This window comes from Corynebacterium sp. HMSC078A10 (genome assembly GCF_001811565.1).
Classification (GTDB): Bacteria; Actinomycetota; Actinomycetes; order Mycobacteriales; family Mycobacteriaceae; genus Corynebacterium; species Corynebacterium hesseae.
The window spans coordinates 54,516-72,353 of record NZ_KV805208.1 but is presented as its reverse complement, the minus strand read 5'-3'; the positions used below and the strand labels follow the sequence as shown (position 1 = coordinate 72,353).

General features: G+C 62.1%; 14 protein-coding genes and 1 pseudogene. 11 read left to right on the top strand and 4 right to left on the bottom strand.

Going from position 1 to position 17,838, the window contains the following annotated elements; all coding sequences use genetic code 11:
* Window positions 1-28: 28 nt before the first annotated feature.
* Both HMPREF2808_RS07585 and HMPREF2808_RS07580 read right to left on the bottom strand, forming a co-directional pair.
* On the bottom strand, window positions 29-1,159 hold the full coding sequence (locus HMPREF2808_RS07585; RefSeq protein ID WP_070624354.1) for a septum formation family protein: 1,131 nt from the start codon (window positions 1,157-1,159) through the stop codon (window positions 29-31).
* 72 nt (window positions 1,160-1,231) lie between these two features.
* A complete protein-coding gene (locus HMPREF2808_RS07580; protein WP_070523858.1) occupies window positions 1,232-1,972 on the bottom strand; it encodes a GntR family transcriptional regulator in 741 nt (246 codons plus the stop codon).
* 57 nt (window positions 1,973-2,029) lie between these two features.
* Between HMPREF2808_RS07580 and serS the strand changes: the two genes are divergently transcribed.
* The 7 genes from serS to HMPREF2808_RS07545 all read left to right on the top strand — a co-directional run bounded on the left by serS (window position 2,030) and on the right by HMPREF2808_RS07545 (window position 11,779).
* Complete coding sequence (gene serS / locus HMPREF2808_RS07575; RefSeq protein ID WP_070563457.1) at window positions 2,030-3,292, top strand: serine--tRNA ligase; 1,263 nt, start codon at window positions 2,030-2,032, stop codon at window positions 3,290-3,292.
* A 94-nt stretch (window positions 3,293-3,386) separates the two neighbouring features.
* Window positions 3,387-5,081, top strand: a complete 1,695-nt coding sequence (locus HMPREF2808_RS07570; RefSeq protein WP_070624353.1) for a lysophospholipid acyltransferase family protein — start codon at window positions 3,387-3,389, stop codon at window positions 5,079-5,081.
* A 332-nt stretch (window positions 5,082-5,413) separates the two neighbouring features.
* On the top strand, window positions 5,414-7,138 hold the full coding sequence (locus HMPREF2808_RS07565) for a glycerol-3-phosphate dehydrogenase/oxidase (RefSeq protein WP_070563452.1): 1,725 nt from the start codon (window positions 5,414-5,416) through the stop codon (window positions 7,136-7,138).
* 74 nt (window positions 7,139-7,212) lie between these two features.
* Entirely contained in the window at window positions 7,213-7,950 is a 738-nt protein-coding gene (locus HMPREF2808_RS07560; RefSeq protein ID WP_070531827.1) for an MIP/aquaporin family protein, read from the top strand.
* A gap of 24 nt (window positions 7,951-7,974) precedes the next feature.
* Window positions 7,975-9,522: a glycerol kinase GlpK gene (glpK, locus tag HMPREF2808_RS07555; protein WP_070624352.1), complete on the top strand. Its 1,548-nt coding sequence runs from the start codon at window positions 7,975-7,977 to the stop codon at window positions 9,520-9,522.
* A 187-nt stretch (window positions 9,523-9,709) separates the two neighbouring features.
* Complete coding sequence (locus HMPREF2808_RS07550) at window positions 9,710-10,555, top strand: Cof-type HAD-IIB family hydrolase (protein ID WP_070624351.1); 846 nt, start codon at window positions 9,710-9,712, stop codon at window positions 10,553-10,555.
* Between the two features lie 123 nt (window positions 10,556-10,678).
* Entirely contained in the window at window positions 10,679-11,779 is a 1,101-nt protein-coding gene (locus HMPREF2808_RS07545; RefSeq protein WP_070624350.1) for an HNH endonuclease signature motif containing protein, read from the top strand.
* Between the two features lie 164 nt (window positions 11,780-11,943).
* Here HMPREF2808_RS07545 and HMPREF2808_RS07540 read toward each other — a convergent pair whose 3' ends face one another.
* On the bottom strand, window positions 11,944-13,884 hold the full coding sequence (locus HMPREF2808_RS07540; protein ID WP_070624349.1) for an N-acetylmuramoyl-L-alanine amidase: 1,941 nt from the start codon (window positions 13,882-13,884) through the stop codon (window positions 11,944-11,946).
* A gap of 169 nt (window positions 13,885-14,053) precedes the next feature.
* Between HMPREF2808_RS07540 and glf the strand changes: the two genes are divergently transcribed.
* From glf to HMPREF2808_RS07525, 3 genes are all read left to right on the top strand, one after another.
* Window positions 14,054-15,250 (top strand): UDP-galactopyranose mutase, encoded by a 1,197-nt coding sequence (glf, locus tag HMPREF2808_RS07535; protein ID WP_070624348.1) that lies wholly within the window; start codon window positions 14,054-14,056, stop codon window positions 15,248-15,250.
* Between the two features lie 74 nt (window positions 15,251-15,324).
* Complete coding sequence (locus HMPREF2808_RS07530) at window positions 15,325-15,561, top strand: hypothetical protein (protein ID WP_046647607.1); 237 nt, start codon at window positions 15,325-15,327, stop codon at window positions 15,559-15,561.
* Window positions 15,562-15,611: 50 nt separating this feature from the next.
* Window positions 15,612-16,220, top strand: coding sequence for a three-helix bundle dimerization domain-containing protein (locus HMPREF2808_RS07525; RefSeq protein ID WP_046647606.1), 609 nt, complete (start codon window positions 15,612-15,614; stop codon window positions 16,218-16,220).
* 2 nt (window positions 16,221-16,222) lie between these two features.
* Here HMPREF2808_RS07525 and HMPREF2808_RS07520 read toward each other — a convergent pair.
* Window positions 16,223-16,609, bottom strand: a pseudogene (locus tag HMPREF2808_RS07520) (IS110 family transposase); the annotation flags it as partial.
* Between the two features lie 627 nt (window positions 16,610-17,236).
* On the opposite strand from HMPREF2808_RS07520, the gene HMPREF2808_RS07515 reads away from it, so the two are divergent.
* Window positions 17,237-17,740, top strand: coding sequence for an ECF transporter S component (locus HMPREF2808_RS07515; RefSeq protein ID WP_230307979.1), 504 nt, complete (start codon window positions 17,237-17,239; stop codon window positions 17,738-17,740).
* Window positions 17,741-17,838: the final 98 nt, after the last annotated feature.

Below are 17,838 nucleotides of genomic sequence, written 5' to 3'. Positions count from 1 at the left end.
GCTTACTCCCTGTTGAGCGGACGGGGGTTTATTGGGCCGGTGCCACGGCTTCAGGCGCGGCGGGATCGGCGTTCTGCCCGGCCGGCTGGGCATTCTCGCTGCCCTGCTGGGAGTTCTGCTCGGCTGGCTGGGCATTCGGGTCGCGCAATGGGTTGCGCTTCGGCTGCTCCGTGGGCGGGGCGCCATTGATGCTCAGGGCATCACGGCCGCCCGTGGCAGAGCCGGTGATCTCGGAGAAGTGGCCGTCCTTGATGTGGATCAGCGAGCAATTCACCGAACGGGAGCCTCCCTCCCACGATTCGCGGCTCATCGCGCCCCAGAAAGGCTGCAGCGTGGATTGGTAGAGATTCTCCTCGCCGCCCAGGTAATCCATGGCGTTCTGGGTACACGTTTCGGAGAGGAATTTATCCATCTCTTCATCGCTGGGGTAAGCATCGGGGAACTTCTCTGCCAGGCTGATGACGGACACGGTCTCCATCTGGTGCGGTTCCTGGCACGGCACGGTGCTGACTACCTGTTTGTCATCCACCTTGCGGCATTCGCCGGGCTTGGCGACGATCGCCTGGTCCACCTCGCTGACCTTGCCCGTGGACTCCTGCGGTACGCCGTTGGCGTCGGTAGTCTGCAGGCCGCACAGGAGGATGCGGTCACCCTGATCCCAGGAACCGGCCGGCGGAAGGATGGAAGCAATGTCGTAGCGTCCGTTGGGATCCCATTTGCCGTTGAGGTAGCTCACCGTGGGGGCCTCGCATAGCTCGTCGCGCAGGGCGTTTTGCCGCGTGACGTCTGGGCGCTTGGCGTTGGGGCCGAACTCGCTGGTGGGGTAGGCGCTGAGATCCTCTCGGGCGGAGACCTCGAAGCGGTGCGGTTTATCGCAGCTGGTCTGCTCAAAACCTGTGGCAGTGCCGTCCGGGGCGATATCCCACGTCACACACGAGCCCGCGGAGGCGGTGGTGAAGGATGCGGCTTCGCCTTCGGAGGAATCAGCGGCCTGGCTACCGTCGGCGCTGGGGGAAGCGGAGTCATGTGCGGCCGAATCGGTGCCAGTTGGCCCGCCACTGAAGAGGCCGTAGAACGCCAAGAAGACGGCCGCGGCCACGGCAGCAACGAGGACGACGCGGATGGCGGAGGCGGAGCGCCACGCAGATGAAGTGCTCATAGAACTCTTCATACTACCCCCTCAACGGCTCAGGCTTCTAGCCCGCCCAAGGCTAAGGCGGCGGGAGAATCACTAGATGCGCGAGCGGGAGACGTGTGTTGTGAGCCGGTAGCGGTCGGTGCGGTAGACCGAGGAACACCATTCAACCGGGCGGTCCCCGGAGCGGGCGAGGCGGGTGATGTGCAGGAGCGGGGTGCCCGGTGAGACGTCGAGAAGCTCGGCGATGTCCTCCTCAGCTGCCACGGCGGTGACGGTTTGTTCGGCCTCGGTGATGGGGACCTTGAAGGTGTTATCCAAAATCGAGTAGACAGAGTTGTAGATGTCATTTTCCAGCAGCGTGGGCGCGAAGGCAGAGTTATACCAGCCATCGTCGATGGAATAAGGCTCGCCATCGCCCAAGCGCAGGCGCCGCAGGTGGGTATGGGAAACCGAGGCTTCCGTACCGAAAAAGGCGCAGACTTCACCGGGGGCGGCGCTGCGTTCACCCAGCAGGATGCGCGAGGAGGCCTGTACTTTCTGATAGCCCATCTCATCAGAAAAGGAGGCCAAATGAAGCCGGGAGACCAGCGGGTTGGGGGCCACGAAGGTGCCTTTTCCTCGCACGCGGCGCAGGCGGCCTTCAGCTACTAGGTCACCGATGGCGCGGCGCACGGTGATGCGGGAAACGCCGTATGTTTCCTCGAGGATGCGCTCGCCCGGAAGGATGTCACCGGGTTTGAGAGTGGTTCGGCAGAGCTCGGAGAGAATATCCCGCAGCTGAGCGTGCTTGGGCACGGGGCCGTCGGTAATAATGTGAGGTGCCATGTTATCCATGATAATCTGCTGGTTATTACCAGCGCAAAGGTGTGGCCGTGCGCTAAACTGTCCGGCGTGATTGATCTCAAGTTTCTTCGCGAAAATCCCGATGTCGTCCGCGCCTCCCAGGTAACCCGTGGGGAGGACCCCGCCTTGGTGGACCAGCTGCTCTCCGCCGATGAACAGCGCCGCGCGGCCATTGTGAAGGCAGACCAGCTGCGCTCGGAGCAGAAGGCCTTTGGCAAGAAGATTGGCCAGGCCTCCCCGGAGGAGCGCCCCGCGCTGCTGGAGGGCTCCAACGAGCTGAAGGAGAAGGTCAAGGCGGCCGGCGAGGAAGCGGCCGCAGCCGAGGCCAAGGTGACGGAGCTGCAGTACCAGCTCTCCAACGTGGTGGAGGGTGCCCCGGCGGGCGGTGAGGATGACTTCATCGTGCTCGAGGAGGTCGGCGAGAAGCCGCAGTTCGACTTCGAACCGAAGGATCACCTGGAATTGGGTGAAACGCTGGGGCTTATCGACGTCAAGCGGGGCGCCAAAGTCGGTGGCGCACGTTTCTACTACCTCACCGGCGATGGAGCCTTCCTGCAGCTGGGCATGCTGATGTTGGCTGCGCAGAAGGCCCGCGAGGCCGGTTTCCAGCTCATGATCCCGCCGGTGCTCGTGCGCCCGGACGTCATGCAAGGCACCGGCTTCCTGGGCCAGCACTCGGATGAGATCTACTACCTGCCGGCGGATGATCTCTACCTGGTTGGTACCTCCGAGGTGGCTCTGGCCGGCTACCACAAGGAAGAAATCATCGACCTGTCGAAGGGGCCGCTGCAGTATGCGGGCTGGTCCTCCTGCTTCCGCCGCGAGGCGGGTTCTCACGGCAAGGACACCCGCGGAATCCTGCGCGTGCACCAGTTCGACAAGCTGGAGATGTTTGTCTACTGCAAGCCGGAAGACGCCGAGGAGATGCACCAAAAACTCCTGAAGATGGAAAAGGACATGCTTGCGGCGATGGAGCTTCCCTACCGCACCATCGATATTGCGGGTGGGGACCTGGGCTCCTCCGCGGCGCGCAAGTTTGATAACGAGGCGTGGGTGCCGACTCAGGAGACCTACCGCGAGCTCACCTCGACCTCGAACTGCACCACCTTCCAGGCCCGCCGCCTGTCCACGCGCTACCGCGATGAGAACGGCAAGACCCAGTACGCCGCTACGCTCAACGGCACCCTGGCTACCACCCGCTGGCTCGTGGCCATTCTGGAGAACCACCAGCAGGCGGACGGCTCCGTCGTGGTTCCGGAGGCACTGCGCCCATTCGTGGGCAAGGACGTTCTGTACCCCGTAAACTCCTAGAAGAACGCGGCGCGCGGCGGCTCGCGCGCCGCTTACTTTTGTCCCCTCCTTGCTGCCTTCCGCCGGCGGCGAGGTCTTAAGCATTTGGAGCACTATGAGCGCTGTGGCTAACTTCCTCTACCGGCAGATCACGCACATCGGGCGCGGGGTGACTATTGCTCAGGGGCTCAAGATGCGCTTGTCCGGGGAGGAGAATATCCCGGATAAGGGCGGGGCCGTCATCGTGTGCAATCACACCGGCTACATGGATTTTCTCTTTGGGGCTTTCCTGGCGTATCGCAAGCGCCGCTTGGTGCGCTACCTGGCTAAGGCTTCTATCTTTAAGACACCGGTGGCAGGACAACTTTTTCGGCTGATGGGCCATGTGCCGGTGGACCGCATCGATGGTGGGGCGTCGATTGTGAAGGGCATTGAGCTGGCCAAGAGCGGGGAGCTCGTTGGGGTGTTCGCGGAAGGAACGATCTCCCGCAGCTTTGAGATTCGCAGCATGCGCAATGGCGCGGCGCGGATTGCTCATGGCGCGGGTGTGCCGATTATTCCGCAGGTTATCTTTGGCTCCCAGCGCCTGTGGACGAAGGGGCAGAAGAAGCACCTGGGCCGCACGAAGACGCCTGTGCTGATTAAGGCCTTGGAGCCTTATTACACGACGGGTGACTTTGACGCGGACATCGCTGAGGTGCGCCGCCGGATGCAGGAGGCCCTGGAGGGCCTGTGGGCCGACTATGAAGCGGAGTTTGGCCCGATGCCGGCCGGCGAGTTCTGGGTGCCGGCACGCAAGGGCGGCGGCGCCCCGACATTGGAGGAGGCAGAGGCCCAGGACTCCGAGGTGGAGAGTGAGCGCTACCGCGTGCGCCGGCTGCGCGATGATCTGACAAGCCTTAAGGACCGCGTCTCCGAGGCCACGGTGGAGCTCATGCGGGATCGGATGGCACTGATGAAGCCGGGCAGTAACGAGGAAACCGCTACTGCAGAAGCTGGAGCCGACGCCGCAGAGAAGAATCGCCCGCGTACTGCGCCGGAAACCCTCGAGTGGATCAAGGAGAACCTCAACTCGGTGGTTGAGGAAGCCATGCGCGGCGTCGGGGAAGGCCGCGACAAGGTCACGGAGGTCATGGCGCAACTGAAATCCGACGTGATGGAAGCCCAGGCCTCGATGACGGCGAGCAGCAAGGAGATTTTCGCCGGATCCGTGGTGGAGCAGGGCTTGCTGTCTGCAGCGGCGCAATCGCGCATCATTGTTTCCCGCCTGCCTCACCGGGTGAAGGCTGAATACTCTGAAGCGCCGCGGGTTATTGCGGCGGATCAGAGTGCGTTGAGCATGGAGAACGGCGAGATTTCGAAGCGGCTCCAGGAGGCGCTTGTACAACTGCACCCGCAGGTTGAGGAAGTGATCGTGATTTCGCCGCATGGCGAGGTGCTGGACGCTGCGGCTTTTGGGGATCTCCCCCAAACCTGCTGGCGCATTGCCTGCGCGGACGGGGCCGAAGGGGTGCAGTTCAACGATGCTCCTGGCGGCGCAGTGGTGACCGCGTCTTCGCCTGCGGAGGGGTTGGCAGCCGTGGTGAAGAAGATTGGCGCCGAGCCCAAGGATCTCTTGTTCTTTGCCAACGAGCCAGGGGATGAGACCTTTGCGGAGGGTGGGGAAGGCGTCGCTGTGCATATGGTGGCGCTGGAGACCGCCCCCATTGAGGTGATTAAGGCTGCCCGTGCGGTGACGTATTCCTCGGAGCGTTATGGCATGGCTGAGGTGTTGGAGGCGATGGCGCGCCTGCAACGAGAGAAGGAATAGGTCCTTATATCCCTGGACTTGTGGAGAGTTCGTGACGCCCGTTAACACCCCCGGAAGGGGGTGTTATTTTATTTTGTTATCCTATGAAGCTTCTTGAAAATGCCAGCTTACGGCAACGAAACCTACGTGTGAGTAGTGTCTCCGGAGAGAAATCCAGGTGATATATAGCATTGGCTTTGGGAGAAAACTTCTTCCTCATCCGCCTCTCGGGCAGGTAGCCGAGGCATCGGTGAGCAGGGCGCTCGTGGTGGATGAGCACACTATGCTGCGCATTCCGTCAACTGGACAGGACTTTCTGACGCCGTGCAGCGAGAGAGGAGACTCAGTCAACAATGAGCACGACGAGTATTACAAGCTTCAACCCTGAGTATTTTGAAAAGACCTGGAACGACTACTCCACCGAGGATTATGACGTCGTCATCATCGGCGGAGGTTCCGTAGGCGCCGGCGCCGCCGTGGATGCGGCCACTCGTGGCCTGAAGACGGCTGTGCTCGAGGCCCGCGACTTCGCCGCTGGCACCTCGTCGCGCTCCTCCAAGATGTTCCACGGTGGCCTGCGCTACCTGGCCATGTTTGATTTCCGCCTGGTGGCGGAGTCCCTCAAGGAGCGCGAGCTCAACATGTCCACTCTTGCACCGCACCTGGTGAAGCCGCTGAAGTTCATCTTCCCGCTGACCCACCGCGGCTGGGAGCGCGTCATGATGTTTGGCGGCTTTACCCTCTATGACCTCATGGGTGGCGCCAAGAGCGTTCCGATGCAGAAGCACCTCACCCGTAAGGGCGTGCTGAAAGTGACCCCGGGCCTCAAGGAGGACGCCGTCGTCGGTGGCGTGCGCTACTACGACACGCTTGTCGACGACGCCCGCCACACCATGACCGTCCTGCGCACCGCCGCCGAATACGGGGCCAACGTGCGTACCGGCACTGAGGTGATTGGCTTTGAGAAGGACGCCCGCGGACGCGTCACCGCTGCGAAGGTCCGCGACCTGGAAACCGGCCGCGAGGCCACCGTCAAAGGCAAGGTTTTCATCAACGCGACCGGCGTGTGGAACGACAAGATTCAGCAGATGGCCGGCGTCGAAGGAAAGTTCACGGTTCATGCCTCCAAGGGCGTGCACATCGTGGTTCCGAAGGATGCCCTCGACGCGGAAGCCGCGCTGTGCTTCGTCACCGAAAAGTCCGTGCTCTTCGTCATCCCGTGGGGCGAATACTGGATCATCGGTACCACCGACACCGATTGGGAAAAGGGCCTATCCCTGCCGGATCCGGCCCCGACCAAGGCGGATATTGACTACATCCTGGACCAGGTCAACCAGCGCGTGCGCAACAAGATCACCCGCGATGACATCGTCGGCGTGTACTCCGGCCTGCGCCCGCTGCTGTCCGGCAAGTCCGATTCCACCACCAACCTTTCCCGCAACCACGCCGTGGCCCGCGTGGCACCGGGCATGGTCTCCGTCGCCGGCGGCAAGTACACCACCTACCGCGTCATTGGTAAGGACGCCGTGGACCTGGCCGTGAAGGAGCTGGGTTCCAAGGTGTCCGAGTCCGTTACCGAGCGCACCCCGATTCTGGGCGCGGATGGTTACCACGCGCTGGCCAACCAGGTACCGGCGCTGGCTCGCCGCTATAACCTCAGCGAAGACCGCATCGAGCACCTGCTCGGCCGCTATGGCTCGCTGATCGGCGAGGTGCTCGCCCCGGCTGCTGAGGACGCTACGCTTCTCGAGCCGGTTCCAGGCGCCGAGAGCTACATCTGGGCAGAGGTGCGCTACGCCGTGACCCACGAGGGCGCCCTGCACATCGACGACATCGTGACCCGTCGTCTGCGCGTGGCCATCGAGTTCGCCGACCGCGGCGTTGCCGCTGCGCAGCCGATCGCTGAATTCGTTGCCCCGCTGCTGGGCTGGGATCAGGCCGATATTGAGCGCGAAGTCTCCCACTTCACCAAGCACACCGAGGCAGAGCTCGCCGCCGAGGCAGCGCTGACCGACCGTGAGGCAAATGACATCCTCGAGCGCGCAGGAAGCGCACGAGCCACCAAGGAAGAAGCCTAAAAGTCACGGGGCCCAGCGAGCGGTGGATATCCCTCGCTGGGCCCTTGGCCTAGGCAGATAAGAAAGGACATCTAATGACCGGAATGGATGCATTCCTGTGGGAGTTCATCGGCACTGCGCTGCTGCTCCTGCTCGGTAACGGCGTATGCGCTGTTGTTAACCTTCGAACCTCGGGCGCACGCGGTTCGGATTGGATCGTCATCGCTATGGGCTGGGGCCTCGCGGTGTTCATCGGCGCTAGTGTTGCCGACCCCACCGGTGGCCACCTCAACCCGGCGGTCACCATCATGCTGGCCGTGAATGGTTCCCTCGAATGGAGCCTCGTTCCCTACTACCTGCTGGGGCAGATTCTCGGCGCCATGCTTGGTGCATTCCTTGCCTGGGCTACCTTTAAGCAGCTTTTCGACGCCAACAACCTCGACGAAGCCGGCAACGTCACCGGCGCGAACAAGAACACCGGGGGCATCTTCTTTACCAAGCCCGCGCACCCGAATAACGGGTGGAACGCGGTTACCGAGTTCATTGCTACCTGCGTGCTGCTCATGTTCATCGCATTCGGCCCAACCGGAGGAGAGCTGGGCCCGCTGAGCTACTTCGGTGTTGCCTTCGTCATCGTCTCTATTGGTCTGTCCCTCGGCACCGCCACTGGCTACGCGATTAACCCGGTCCGTGACCTTGGCCCCCGCATCATGTACGCCTTCGTCCTTCCCATTAAGGACAAGGGAGACGCCAACTGGGGCTATGCATGGGTCCCGGTAGTTGCACCGATGCTGGCGGCCGTCGCCGTTGGCCTGTTGTCCATGGTTCTTTAAACCAACCCCGACAAGGAGAAAACAATGTCTACCAAGAGCTACGTAGCAGCAATTGATCAGGGAACCACGTCTACCCGCTGCATTATTTTCAACCACGACGGCGAACAGGTGTCCGTCGGCCAGCTCGAGCACGAGCAGATCTTCCCGGAGAAGGGCTGGGTCGAGCATGACCCGGAGGAAATCTGGAGCAACACCCGCCGCGCGGTGGGTGAGGCTTTGGCCAACGGCGACATCAACGTCGAAGACATCGCCGCCCTCGGTATTACTAATCAGCGCGAGACCACCGTTGTGTGGGACAAGAACACGGGCAAGCCGGTGTACAACGCCATTGTCTGGCAGGACACCCGCACCACCGAGATTTGTAAGGAGCTCGCCGGCGACGAGGGCGCGGACAAGTGGCGCCGCCGCACCGGCCTCATCATCAACTCTTACCCGGCCGGTCCGAAGGTGAAGTGGATCCTCGATAACGTCGAGGGCGCGCGCGAGCGCGCTGAGGCCGGCGAACTTCTCTTCGGCACCATCGATACCTGGCTGCTGTGGAACCTCACCGGCGGTGCCGACGGCGACAACGGCCAAGAGGCCCTCCACGCCACCGACGTCACCAATGCCTCCCGGACCCTTCTCATGGATATTGAGAAGCTCGAGTGGGATGAGGAACTGTGCAAGGAGATGGGGATCCCGACCTCCATGCTCCCGGAGATCCGCCCGTCCCTGGGTGACTTCCGTACTGTCCGCGAGCGCGGCTCGCTGTCCGGTGTACCGATTCGCGCTATCTTGGGTGACCAGCAGGCCGCCATGTTCGGCCAGGGCTGTTTCCGCCCGGGTTCTGCGAAGAACACTTACGGCACCGGCCTGTTCCTCCTGCTCAACACCGGTACCACCCCGAAGTTCTCTGAGAACGGCCTGCTCACCACCGTGTGCTTCCAGCGCGAGGGCGAGCGTCCTGTCTACGCGCTCGAGGGTTCCGTCTCCATGGGTGGTTCCTTGGTGCAGTGGCTGCGTGACAACCTGCAGATCATCCCGAACTCCGCCTCCATCGAGAACATGGCGCGTGAGGTTAAGGACAACGGCGGCGTCTACATCGTGCCGGCCTTCTCTGGACTCTTCGCTCCGTACTGGCGCCCGGATGCCCGCGGTGTCATCGTGGGCTTGACCCGCTACGCCAATCGCAAGCACCTGGCCCGCGCGGTCCTGGAGTCCACCGCGTACCAGACCCGTGACGTCGCTGACGCCATGGTTGCTGATTCCGGTGTGGAGATCACCGAGCTGCGAGTCGACGGCGGCATGACCATGAACGAGCTACTCATGCAATTCCAGGCAGACATGCTCGGCGTGGAGGTTCACCGCCCGAAGAACGTGGAGACCACCGCCACCGGTGCGGCCTTTGCCGCCGGCTTGGACTCCGGCTTCTGGGATGACCTCAGCGTGCTGGGCTCCCAGCAGGGAGACTTCAAGGTCTGGAAGCCACAGCGCGAGAAGGAAGAAGTCGAGGCTCTCTACCGCGACTGGAAGCGCGCCATCAAGCGTTCCTTGAACTGGGAAGACGTTGATGATGATGACGTTATCGCCTAAGAGCTAACCAGGCGTCTTTGCACGAAGACGCGGCCGTCACGAGCATTATCGTGGCGGCCGCTTTCGTCGTTTTAGGTGTGACGGATTGCGGCGGGGTGCAACGCGGTGGCGGGGTTTTAGCGCTGTGGTGGTTACTCGCGTTGCGGGCACGCCATTGAGCGTGTCGCCCTGACGTAGACTCGGGGCTATGGCCAGTGACGTATTTTCGGACCGCGCTCCGCGCCTCATCATTAGTGATATCGACGGCACCTTATTGGACCGGAACCACCGAGTTCCCCGTCGAAACCGCGAAGCAGTGGCCCGCGCGGTAGCTGCGGGCAGCGCGTTCGCCTTGGCAACTGGCCGGCCCTTCCGCTGGATCATGCCCGTGCTGGAGCAGCTGACCGTGCGCCCAGTGTGCGTGACATCAAATGGCGCGGTGATTTATGACTCGGCGGAAGACCGCGTGCTTTCCGCCCACGAGCTCTCGCCGCAGGCCCTCGCGGAAATCGTGGAGGTGGCGACCAAGGTACTCGAGCCCCATGGCGGCGTTGGCTTCGGTGCGGAACGCACGGGAGGCTCGGTTATGGATCCGGTTGAGGAACTCTTCGTCGTTGAGTCGCACTATTCGGAGAACGCACTCTTCGAAGGCTTTGGACTGGTCAGCGTGGGGGAGTTGGTGTCTCGTCCGGCGGTCAAACTGTTGATCCGCAATACGGCGTTCTCCGCGCCGGAGCTCTACGAGCTTATTGCTCCGCACATCGATCCCGAGCTTGCCCACGTGACTTACTCAATGTCCGAGGGCATCCTCGAGGTCGCGGCCCCCAACGTGACGAAGCGCCGTGGAATTAAGTGGTTGGCCGAGCACCATGGTATTGCTCGCGAGGAGATCATCGCATTCGGTGATATGCCCAATGACATCGAGATGCTCGAGTGGGCCGGGTGCGGTGTTGCCATGGAAAACGCTCACCCGGATGTCGCGGCGGCCGCAGATACGGTGACGCTAGCGCACCACCAAGCAGGCGTGGCAAAGGTCCTCGAGCGCTGGTTCTAGCACTGCTGTACCCCGCTTTGCTGTGGCCGTGAAACCCCGCGCTACCGGCCCTATTTGTGGCGGAACCTGAGGGTTTTCTGCCTCCGGTTGCGGGGTGGGTGGTGGTGTTTTAATCTTTGTCGCATGGGGGATTTGGAGACTTATTTCTCCTATCGCAGGTCGGGGTTGGAGCTTGTGGGGCTTGCGGTAGGCAGTGTGGATGATTTATGCGCGCGTGGTGCATCAAGGGCTGATGCTGCGGAGTTGGCTGGGTTGTATGGGGTGTATTTTGGGCCGACGCGTTTTACAGGTAAACAGCGCCAAGCGCGTGCGGCTGCTGCTTCTCACAGGCATGATGTGGCGACGTTGAGTTTGATTGAGTCCTATACCGCTAAGGTGAAAAAAGAGTTGGATGCGTGGAATCTGCGTGTCCGCTTGGCGGGGACTCCAGCAGACCGTATCCCGAAGGTGGCGAGGGAGAGGTTGAAGCAGTTGCGGCCGCGGCGGGTGCCTGAACCTGGGGTGAGGTTGACGTATCGGGCGTCGGGTCCGCATTCGTTGACGATTACTGATTCAGCGTTGCGCATTAGTGAGATGCGCGGGACATTGGAGTCGATTAATCCGGCTGATTTGTTGGATGCGGCAGGTCAGGTGTTCTTTAATAAGGCGCATGGCGGTTCTAAGCCTGCGGTGGCTACCAATGTGGTGGTGACCTTGGATGAGTTGGAACGGATTGTGCGGGGTGAGGGCGATGATATTGAGCTAGTACTCACCAATGGTGGGCGGATGACTGGCCGGGAGTTTGTCACTTATAAGTTTGCTGAGGTTGGGTATGTGACGTTGGTGCATCCAACGATTGGGCCGGTGTGGTTGCACAGGGTGCGGCGTTTGGCTGGGTTTGAGCAGCGGATTATGGCCAGTGCGGAGCATCCGACGTGTGCGCGTGAGGGGTGTAATAAGCCGGCTGATTATTGTCAGGTGCATCATTTAGTGCCGTGGAAGGCGGGTGGGGCGACGGATCCACCGAATTTGACGATGTTGTGTGCTTATCACAACGGCATCAATGATGATGATCCGGATAAGCCGACGGGTGCTGGTTATGTCTTCAGGCTGCGGGGTGGGGTGGATTATGTGCCACCGTGGGCGGAGCCGATTACTTCCCAGCCGGCGTATCAGGCAGCGCAAGCGGCGTTGAAGCAGCAGGTCACTGGGGGCGTCTTGGGCGGAGCGCCACCGGATATTTAAACCCTCAACAATGCCGAAGCGGAAGCCACCGGGTGGCTCCCGCCACATCGGCGATCCCACACGCTCACGCTAGGCGACGGCCCACCTCGTCGAAGCGTGACTGAAAGCAATGAGTGACACAACGGCGGCACCCCTAGCTAAACGCGGCTAGGGGTGTTTGGGGATTAGTCCGTGAAGACCTGAATCTGCTCAGTCTCCGGGTTGTAGACAATGGATCCGCCCTGGAACTGCACGCGGACTTCCTTGCCGAGGCCGGTGGGGACTTCGTCGGACGTCGGCAAGCCGAGCGTTGCCGAGTTGTTGCCAGACGCCCATTCCTTGGCGATGCGTCCCACGAGCGCGTGCGTACCGGTGTCTTCGGAACTGAGCACGACGCCGTTTTGGAAGAGCTGGTAGATGATGCCTGCCGACTCATCCGGACCGCCAACTGCCAGGCCAAGTGCTGGGCCGAAGGCATTGAGAACTGCCGTCCACGTTTGCTTCAGGCCTTTGTTCTTGCTCAGGGCCAACACCTTGGTCACGATGCCCGGGATCTGCTCCACCGGCAGGCCATTGACCGTCTTATCCGTGTCAATCTGCTGGTCCGAGCGGGCGTACATGATGGCGAAGAGCGTGCCAGCCAGGCCGACTAGTGCGGTGATGGTGCCCATCGGGATTTCGGTATCACCCAGCGAGGACGTTGCCTCCTGTGCCGGGGCAGCCGGTGCGGGAGCAGACGGCGCATTGTTTTTCGGCGCAGAGCCAGAGGAGTCTGGGGTAGAGGTATTGCCGCTGCCCCAGTCCGTTGACGTCGAGCCCGACGCGCCCGACTTGATGGCGAGGTACTTCTTGTGCGCCGCCTGGCGGATCTTCGGCCACTGGGCGATGGTGTAGCGCCCCGGGCAGGCAGTGAAGTGAACGTCGCTGTGCCCGAAAAGGCCGTAGACCGGGGCAGGGGCACCAGCCGGGTAGCGCGAACCACCGAAGCCTTCCGAGCGAAGGGAGACGCGGGAGGTCGGATCGACACCGGAAATGGCGCCCTTCCAGCCGGCGAGGTCGGTGACAGATTCCAAGAGGGCTTCCGTCGGCTGCGCAGTCTCGTAGTTGCCGATCATGGAAATACCCCACGTGTTCTTGTTAAAGCCGCCGATGTGCGCACCCTGCACAGCTTTAGCGAGACCGCCGTAGCGGCCCTCGTAGATAGTGCCGTACTTATCCACCAGCGCGTTGTATCCGATATCGCACCAGCCCAAGTTTTGCGCGTGGTACTGGTAAGCAGCGCGCACCTGCGCGGCTGCTTGCGCGCGGGTGTAGTTATTGGAACCCGCGGTGTGGTGAAGCGCGATGGCCTTCACACCGTCGTCGTAGTCGGCGCCCTTGCAGCGGATGTTCTCATTCGCGCCCCAGCCGGCGCGCGAAACCACGCGCGGCATGCCGTCGGTCTCAGCGGTTGGCTCAATGCCCTCGCCCTCCTGGGCGTTGCCGTCCATGAAGACAGCCTCGAGGCCTTCGACGTCGCTGTTGGCCGGAAGCTCTTCGGTCTCGGCAACGGGGGCGATGTCGCCGACGTTGAAGGAGGCGTCGTCAAGCGCGGCGTCCTCAACAGGGGACTCGGTGAGTTTTTCATCCAAGTTCGACCCTGTCACCAAGTCTACGTTGTTGATGGAGACCTGCACGTCGTTGGTATCGCCCACGAAGATGAGCTCGGTGCCGTTCGTGGCGTTGGGGTCATCGTTGTTGTAGGACATCGAGTCCATGTCGTACCACTCGGACCAGGACCCGTCCGGCTGCTTCGCGCGGACGAAGGCCGCGACATCGCGCGTGCCCTTCCACGTGACGGCGAAGGAGGAGAAGGTCTCATCGCGGTGGAATTGCTTGACGGCGCGCGGGCCTTCGCCCTCGCCCTGGGCTGCGATGGCCGGGTCATCCACCACGACCGTTTCGCCAGAACCGAAGGTTTCGGAGGCCGAGCTCACTTCGATGGGGCCGCTGCCCGCTTCCTGGGTCTGGATGAGGGTTTGGCCGCCCACGGCTGCGGCAGCGACCACAGCGATCGAGGTGACCGTGGCGATAACCGGCGTTGACCACGTCGATTTCGCGGGAACAAGACGACGTTTGAGGTGCACTGTTACTCCCTAGGATGGTGGCGCCACAAGGTTAAGAGAAGCGCAAAAAGTTAACTAACGGGACAGATGGTACGTCAGGTGTTGGAGTGAAAGAAGGTGTGACACGCGAGTTTCCTCGCTTGGGTGTCACCCGCCGTTTTGCACGTGTTGCTGCCTTAAGCTGGTGGCCATGACTGCATATGACCTCATCGTTGTTGGATCTGGATTCTTCGGCCTGACCGTGGCCGAGCGCGCAGCCTCCCAGCTGGGCAAGAAGGTGCTCATCGTCGAGCGCCGCGAGCACCTGGGCGGCAACGCCTACTCGGAGGCCGAGCCGGAGACCGGCATCGAGGTCCACAAGTACGGCGCGCACCTCTTCCACACCTCGAACAAGCGCGTGTGGGAGTACTGCAACCAGTTCACCGACTTCACCGACTACCAGCACCGCGTCTTCGCCATGCACGACGGCACGGCCTACCAGTTCCCCATGGGCCTGGGCCTGATTAACCAGTTCTTCGGCCGCTATTACTCCCCGGATGAGGCGCGTGAGCTCATCAAGGAGCAGGCCGGCGAGTTCGCCGTAGATGAGGCGCAGAACCTGGAGGAGAAGGCCATCGCGCTCATTGGCCGCCCGCTCTACGAGGCTTTCATCCGTGATTACACGGCCAAGCAGTGGCAGACCGACCCGAAGGAGCTGCCGGCCGGCAACATCACGCGCCTGCCGGTGCGCTATACCTTCAACAACCGCTACTTCAACGACACCTACGAGGGCCTGCCCGTCGACGGCTACGCGGCCTGGCTGGAGAAGATGGCGGAGCACGAGCTTATCGACGTCCGTCTGGGCACCGACTGGTTCGACGTGCGCGAGGAGGTGCGGGGGGCGTCGCCAAGCGCGCCGGTGGTCTACACCGGCCCACTGGATCGCTACTTCGACTTCGCCGAGGGTGAGCTGGGCTGGCGCACGCTGGACTTCGACCTGGAGGTGCTGGAGACCGGTGACTTCCAGGGCACCCCGGTGATGAACTACAACGATGCGGACGTGGACTACACCCGCATCCACGAGTTCCGCCACTTCCACCCGGAGCGCGCCGATAAGTACCCCAAGGACAAGACGGTGATTATGAAGGAGTACTCGCGCTTTGCCGAGAAGGGCGATGAGCCGTACTACCCGATCAACACCCCGGAGGACCGCTCCAAGCTGGAGGCCTACCGCAGGCTCGCCGCCGCTGAGGCCCGCGAGAACCAGGTTCTTTTTGGTGGCCGCCTGGGCACCTACCAGTACCTGGATATGCATATGGCCATCGCGTCCGCGCTGAGCATGTTCGATAACAAGCTGGCCCCGTTCTGGAATGAGGGCAAGGCCCTGGAACAGGAGCGCGGCCACTAAGCCGCGTGCGGCCTGTACGGGTTAGTCCCCGTGGCGCGCTATGCTGAGACACCTCGATGGAAGGAGGTGACGGCATGGCCCAGCGCAAGAAGAAGCGTGCAGACCGCAGCATGTGGAAGATGTCCCCGGAGCGGCTCGAGGAACACCTCAAGCTGCGCAGTCGCGCAACGCGCATTCCCGATAAGAAGAAGGAACAATCCAGGAAGGCCTGCCGGAACACCCGGCAGGCCTTTGGCCTTTCTTTGGGAGGTTTCGCCAGCGCACGGGGCCGGGACGCCGCACATAAAACTTGTCGGACGCTCAACGATTGATTAAAGTTAACAGCAGGTTAACAATAGGCGAACAGAAAGTGAGTTTAGAGATGACTTCCCCGAATGCCCGCCGTTTCGATACGTTGCGCCAAGACTTGCACGCAGATTATGGCCACGAGTACACCGCGCAGGAGATTGATTCCTTCCTCGACGCCACCATTGAGCGCCACGAGGCCGGCGCAACCTTAGAAGAGTTCATCCCCGTGATGGTGGAGCGCGAGGTCCGCGAGCACTTCGGCACCCACCGCATCCACGTGCGTTTCGCCGCAGGAGCTGACCACGCGCTGGCGCAGGCTGCCGTAGCGCTGACGAAGAAGTACGCCGGCGAGGCCCTGCTTGTCGACGCCGCCGTAGCCCACCCCGAAAACGACCCCGACTCCCACATGGCCCACGTGCTCCAAGAGCGCGGCATGGCGGAGCACCCGGACCGCTACCTCGAGGACCTGCGTCTGGTGACCATCCCGGATTACATCGTGTACTTGGGCCGCGAGATCCCGCGCGACGAGGCCGGCAAGGACATCAAGATTTGGGACATCGCCACCGCCGAGACCGTGGAGGAGACCCGCGAGCTGGCCGATGACCTCGGCGCCCGCGTGCTCTACATGCTCAACCGCCTGGGAATCGAGCCCATCTCGGAGGATGCCGCTGTCACGGCCTAAATCAGCTGGATAAAGACTTCCTCAACGCGGTCGACACTGCGCAGGGAATCTGGAAGGTTAAGACCGGCATGGGCGATGACGTAGGCGTCGCGTACATCGGTCTTGGAGTTGCCGACGTGGATGCGAGAGAGCTGCCGCATCGCAAGCCCTGGTAGATGGCGAACATCTGCCCCCATGTCTTGGGCGACTGCGACGGTCAACCGGCCGATGTTGTTGGGAATAACAAGGACCGAGGCGTTGTCGGCGAGGAATTGGCCGAAGAGCTTGCGTAGCGAGCCTTCATGCTGATTGATGCGTTTGGACAGGACTTGCCTGCCTTGGGGATCGAGGACGCAGGCGTGGTGGAAGTATTTGCCGACGTCTACGCCAATGACGAAGTCATAGGCCATGGGTGTATGCCTCCTAGCGATGAATGAGAAGTTGGACTATTTAAGCTTCATCGCTGGGGTTGTCGGACATGCTTGCGCTGGCATCCACATTACTGTGAGACCTCATACCACCTGGGCTGGGTCGGGTTCCTATTAGCAGTTTGAGGATGTCACTGTCTTCGGCGGCATCACCCCCGGATCATTTTCAGACAGGGGCGGGAACAAGCCATACCGAAGCCAGCGACTAGTTCCACTGTCCTTTCAGACGGAGGGACCGGAAATAAACATAACCAGCCCAATCGGGTGGACAGGCTATGAATCTTCGGTGCCCTGAGGTGGAACTGCTAACAACGTAATGGGGGGAAGCGGGGGCAAAGTCAATAATTCGAGTCTGGCATAAGTTGATAAGGATTGCCTAACCTAATACTGTTTCAAGTTATGTTCCGATCGGGAATCGGCAACGGAAGCGAGGCGGCGACGATGAACAGAAAACGTGGATCGACCAGAGAACCCCTCTCCGGAGGGGGAGTCGGGGACGCGGGCCCGGACGGGACGGGCGACGGCGACGCGGTGGCGTCGCAGACGGACGACGGGCGGTTGGTACACGTCGCACCGGTCGCAGCGGGTGGCCGACCATCCACCCGCGATATGCTCGTCGCCGCCGCGATCGGCGTCGCGGGGTCTCTCGTCGTCGTGCCCCTGACCTACCTGCAGGTGTTCGCCGGCATCGCCCACGTTTATCTCGTCGCGGCGACGCTCGGGTTGTGGTTCCTGCAGTGCGTCGTTCCCCTCATCGTCGTCCGCAAGCCTGGCGCGAGCCTCATTGCGTGCCTTGCCATGGGCGTCGTGTCCGCGGCGACCACCCCGTTCGGCGTCGCCGCGATCGGGGCGCTGATCATGGAAGGATTGCTCATCGAGCTTCCATTCATGGTCACCCTGTACCGGCGGTGGACGCGTACCCAGTTCGTGGCGTCGGCGATGTTGTTCTCCGCGCTGATGGGAACGATGGCCCCGCGCGCAGTTGGCGTCGACTCGCCGACCACGCCCATGACCCTGATCAGCTTCGCCGTAGCCTTGGCCTCGAGCTTGGTGTTTTTGGTCCTGGGCTTTGCCGTCGCAAAGGGGCTTCGCAGCCGCGGGGTCACCCGGTGACCGGCGGAGCACCCGCGTGCGCCGGTGCGACACGCGGGACGGCCCCGGCCCGGTTACGGGTTAGGGGCGCGGGCGTGCGGCACGCCGATGGGCGATGG

What these genes read in the sequence shown, in the direction of transcription:
- HMPREF2808_RS07585 (WP_070624354.1), bottom strand. Translation starts at nt 1,159, where the DNA reads ATGAGCACTTCATCTGCGTGGCGCTCCGCCTCCGCCATCCGCGTCGTC.
- HMPREF2808_RS07580 (WP_070523858.1), bottom strand. Translation starts at nt 1,972, where the DNA reads ATGGATAACATGGCACCTCACATTATTACCGACGGCCCCGTGCCCAAG.
- HMPREF2808_RS07570 (WP_070624353.1), top strand. Translation starts at nt 3,387, where the DNA reads ATGAGCGCTGTGGCTAACTTCCTCTACCGGCAGATCACGCACATCGGG.
- HMPREF2808_RS07565 (WP_070563452.1), top strand. Translation starts at nt 5,414, where the DNA reads ATGAGCACGACGAGTATTACAAGCTTCAACCCTGAGTATTTTGAAAAG.
- HMPREF2808_RS07560 (WP_070531827.1), top strand. Translation starts at nt 7,213, where the DNA reads ATGACCGGAATGGATGCATTCCTGTGGGAGTTCATCGGCACTGCGCTG.
- glpK (WP_070624352.1), top strand. Translation starts at nt 7,975, where the DNA reads ATGTCTACCAAGAGCTACGTAGCAGCAATTGATCAGGGAACCACGTCT.
- HMPREF2808_RS07550 (WP_070624351.1), top strand. Translation starts at nt 9,710, where the DNA reads ATGGCCAGTGACGTATTTTCGGACCGCGCTCCGCGCCTCATCATTAGT.
- HMPREF2808_RS07545 (WP_070624350.1), top strand. Translation starts at nt 10,679, where the DNA reads ATGGGGGATTTGGAGACTTATTTCTCCTATCGCAGGTCGGGGTTGGAG.
- glf (WP_070624348.1), top strand. Translation starts at nt 14,054, where the DNA reads ATGACTGCATATGACCTCATCGTTGTTGGATCTGGATTCTTCGGCCTG.
- HMPREF2808_RS07530 (WP_046647607.1), top strand. Translation starts at nt 15,325, where the DNA reads ATGGCCCAGCGCAAGAAGAAGCGTGCAGACCGCAGCATGTGGAAGATG.
- HMPREF2808_RS07525 (WP_046647606.1), top strand. Translation starts at nt 15,612, where the DNA reads ATGACTTCCCCGAATGCCCGCCGTTTCGATACGTTGCGCCAAGACTTG.
- HMPREF2808_RS07515 (WP_230307979.1), top strand. Translation starts at nt 17,237, where the DNA reads ATGCTCGTCGCCGCCGCGATCGGCGTCGCGGGGTCTCTCGTCGTCGTG.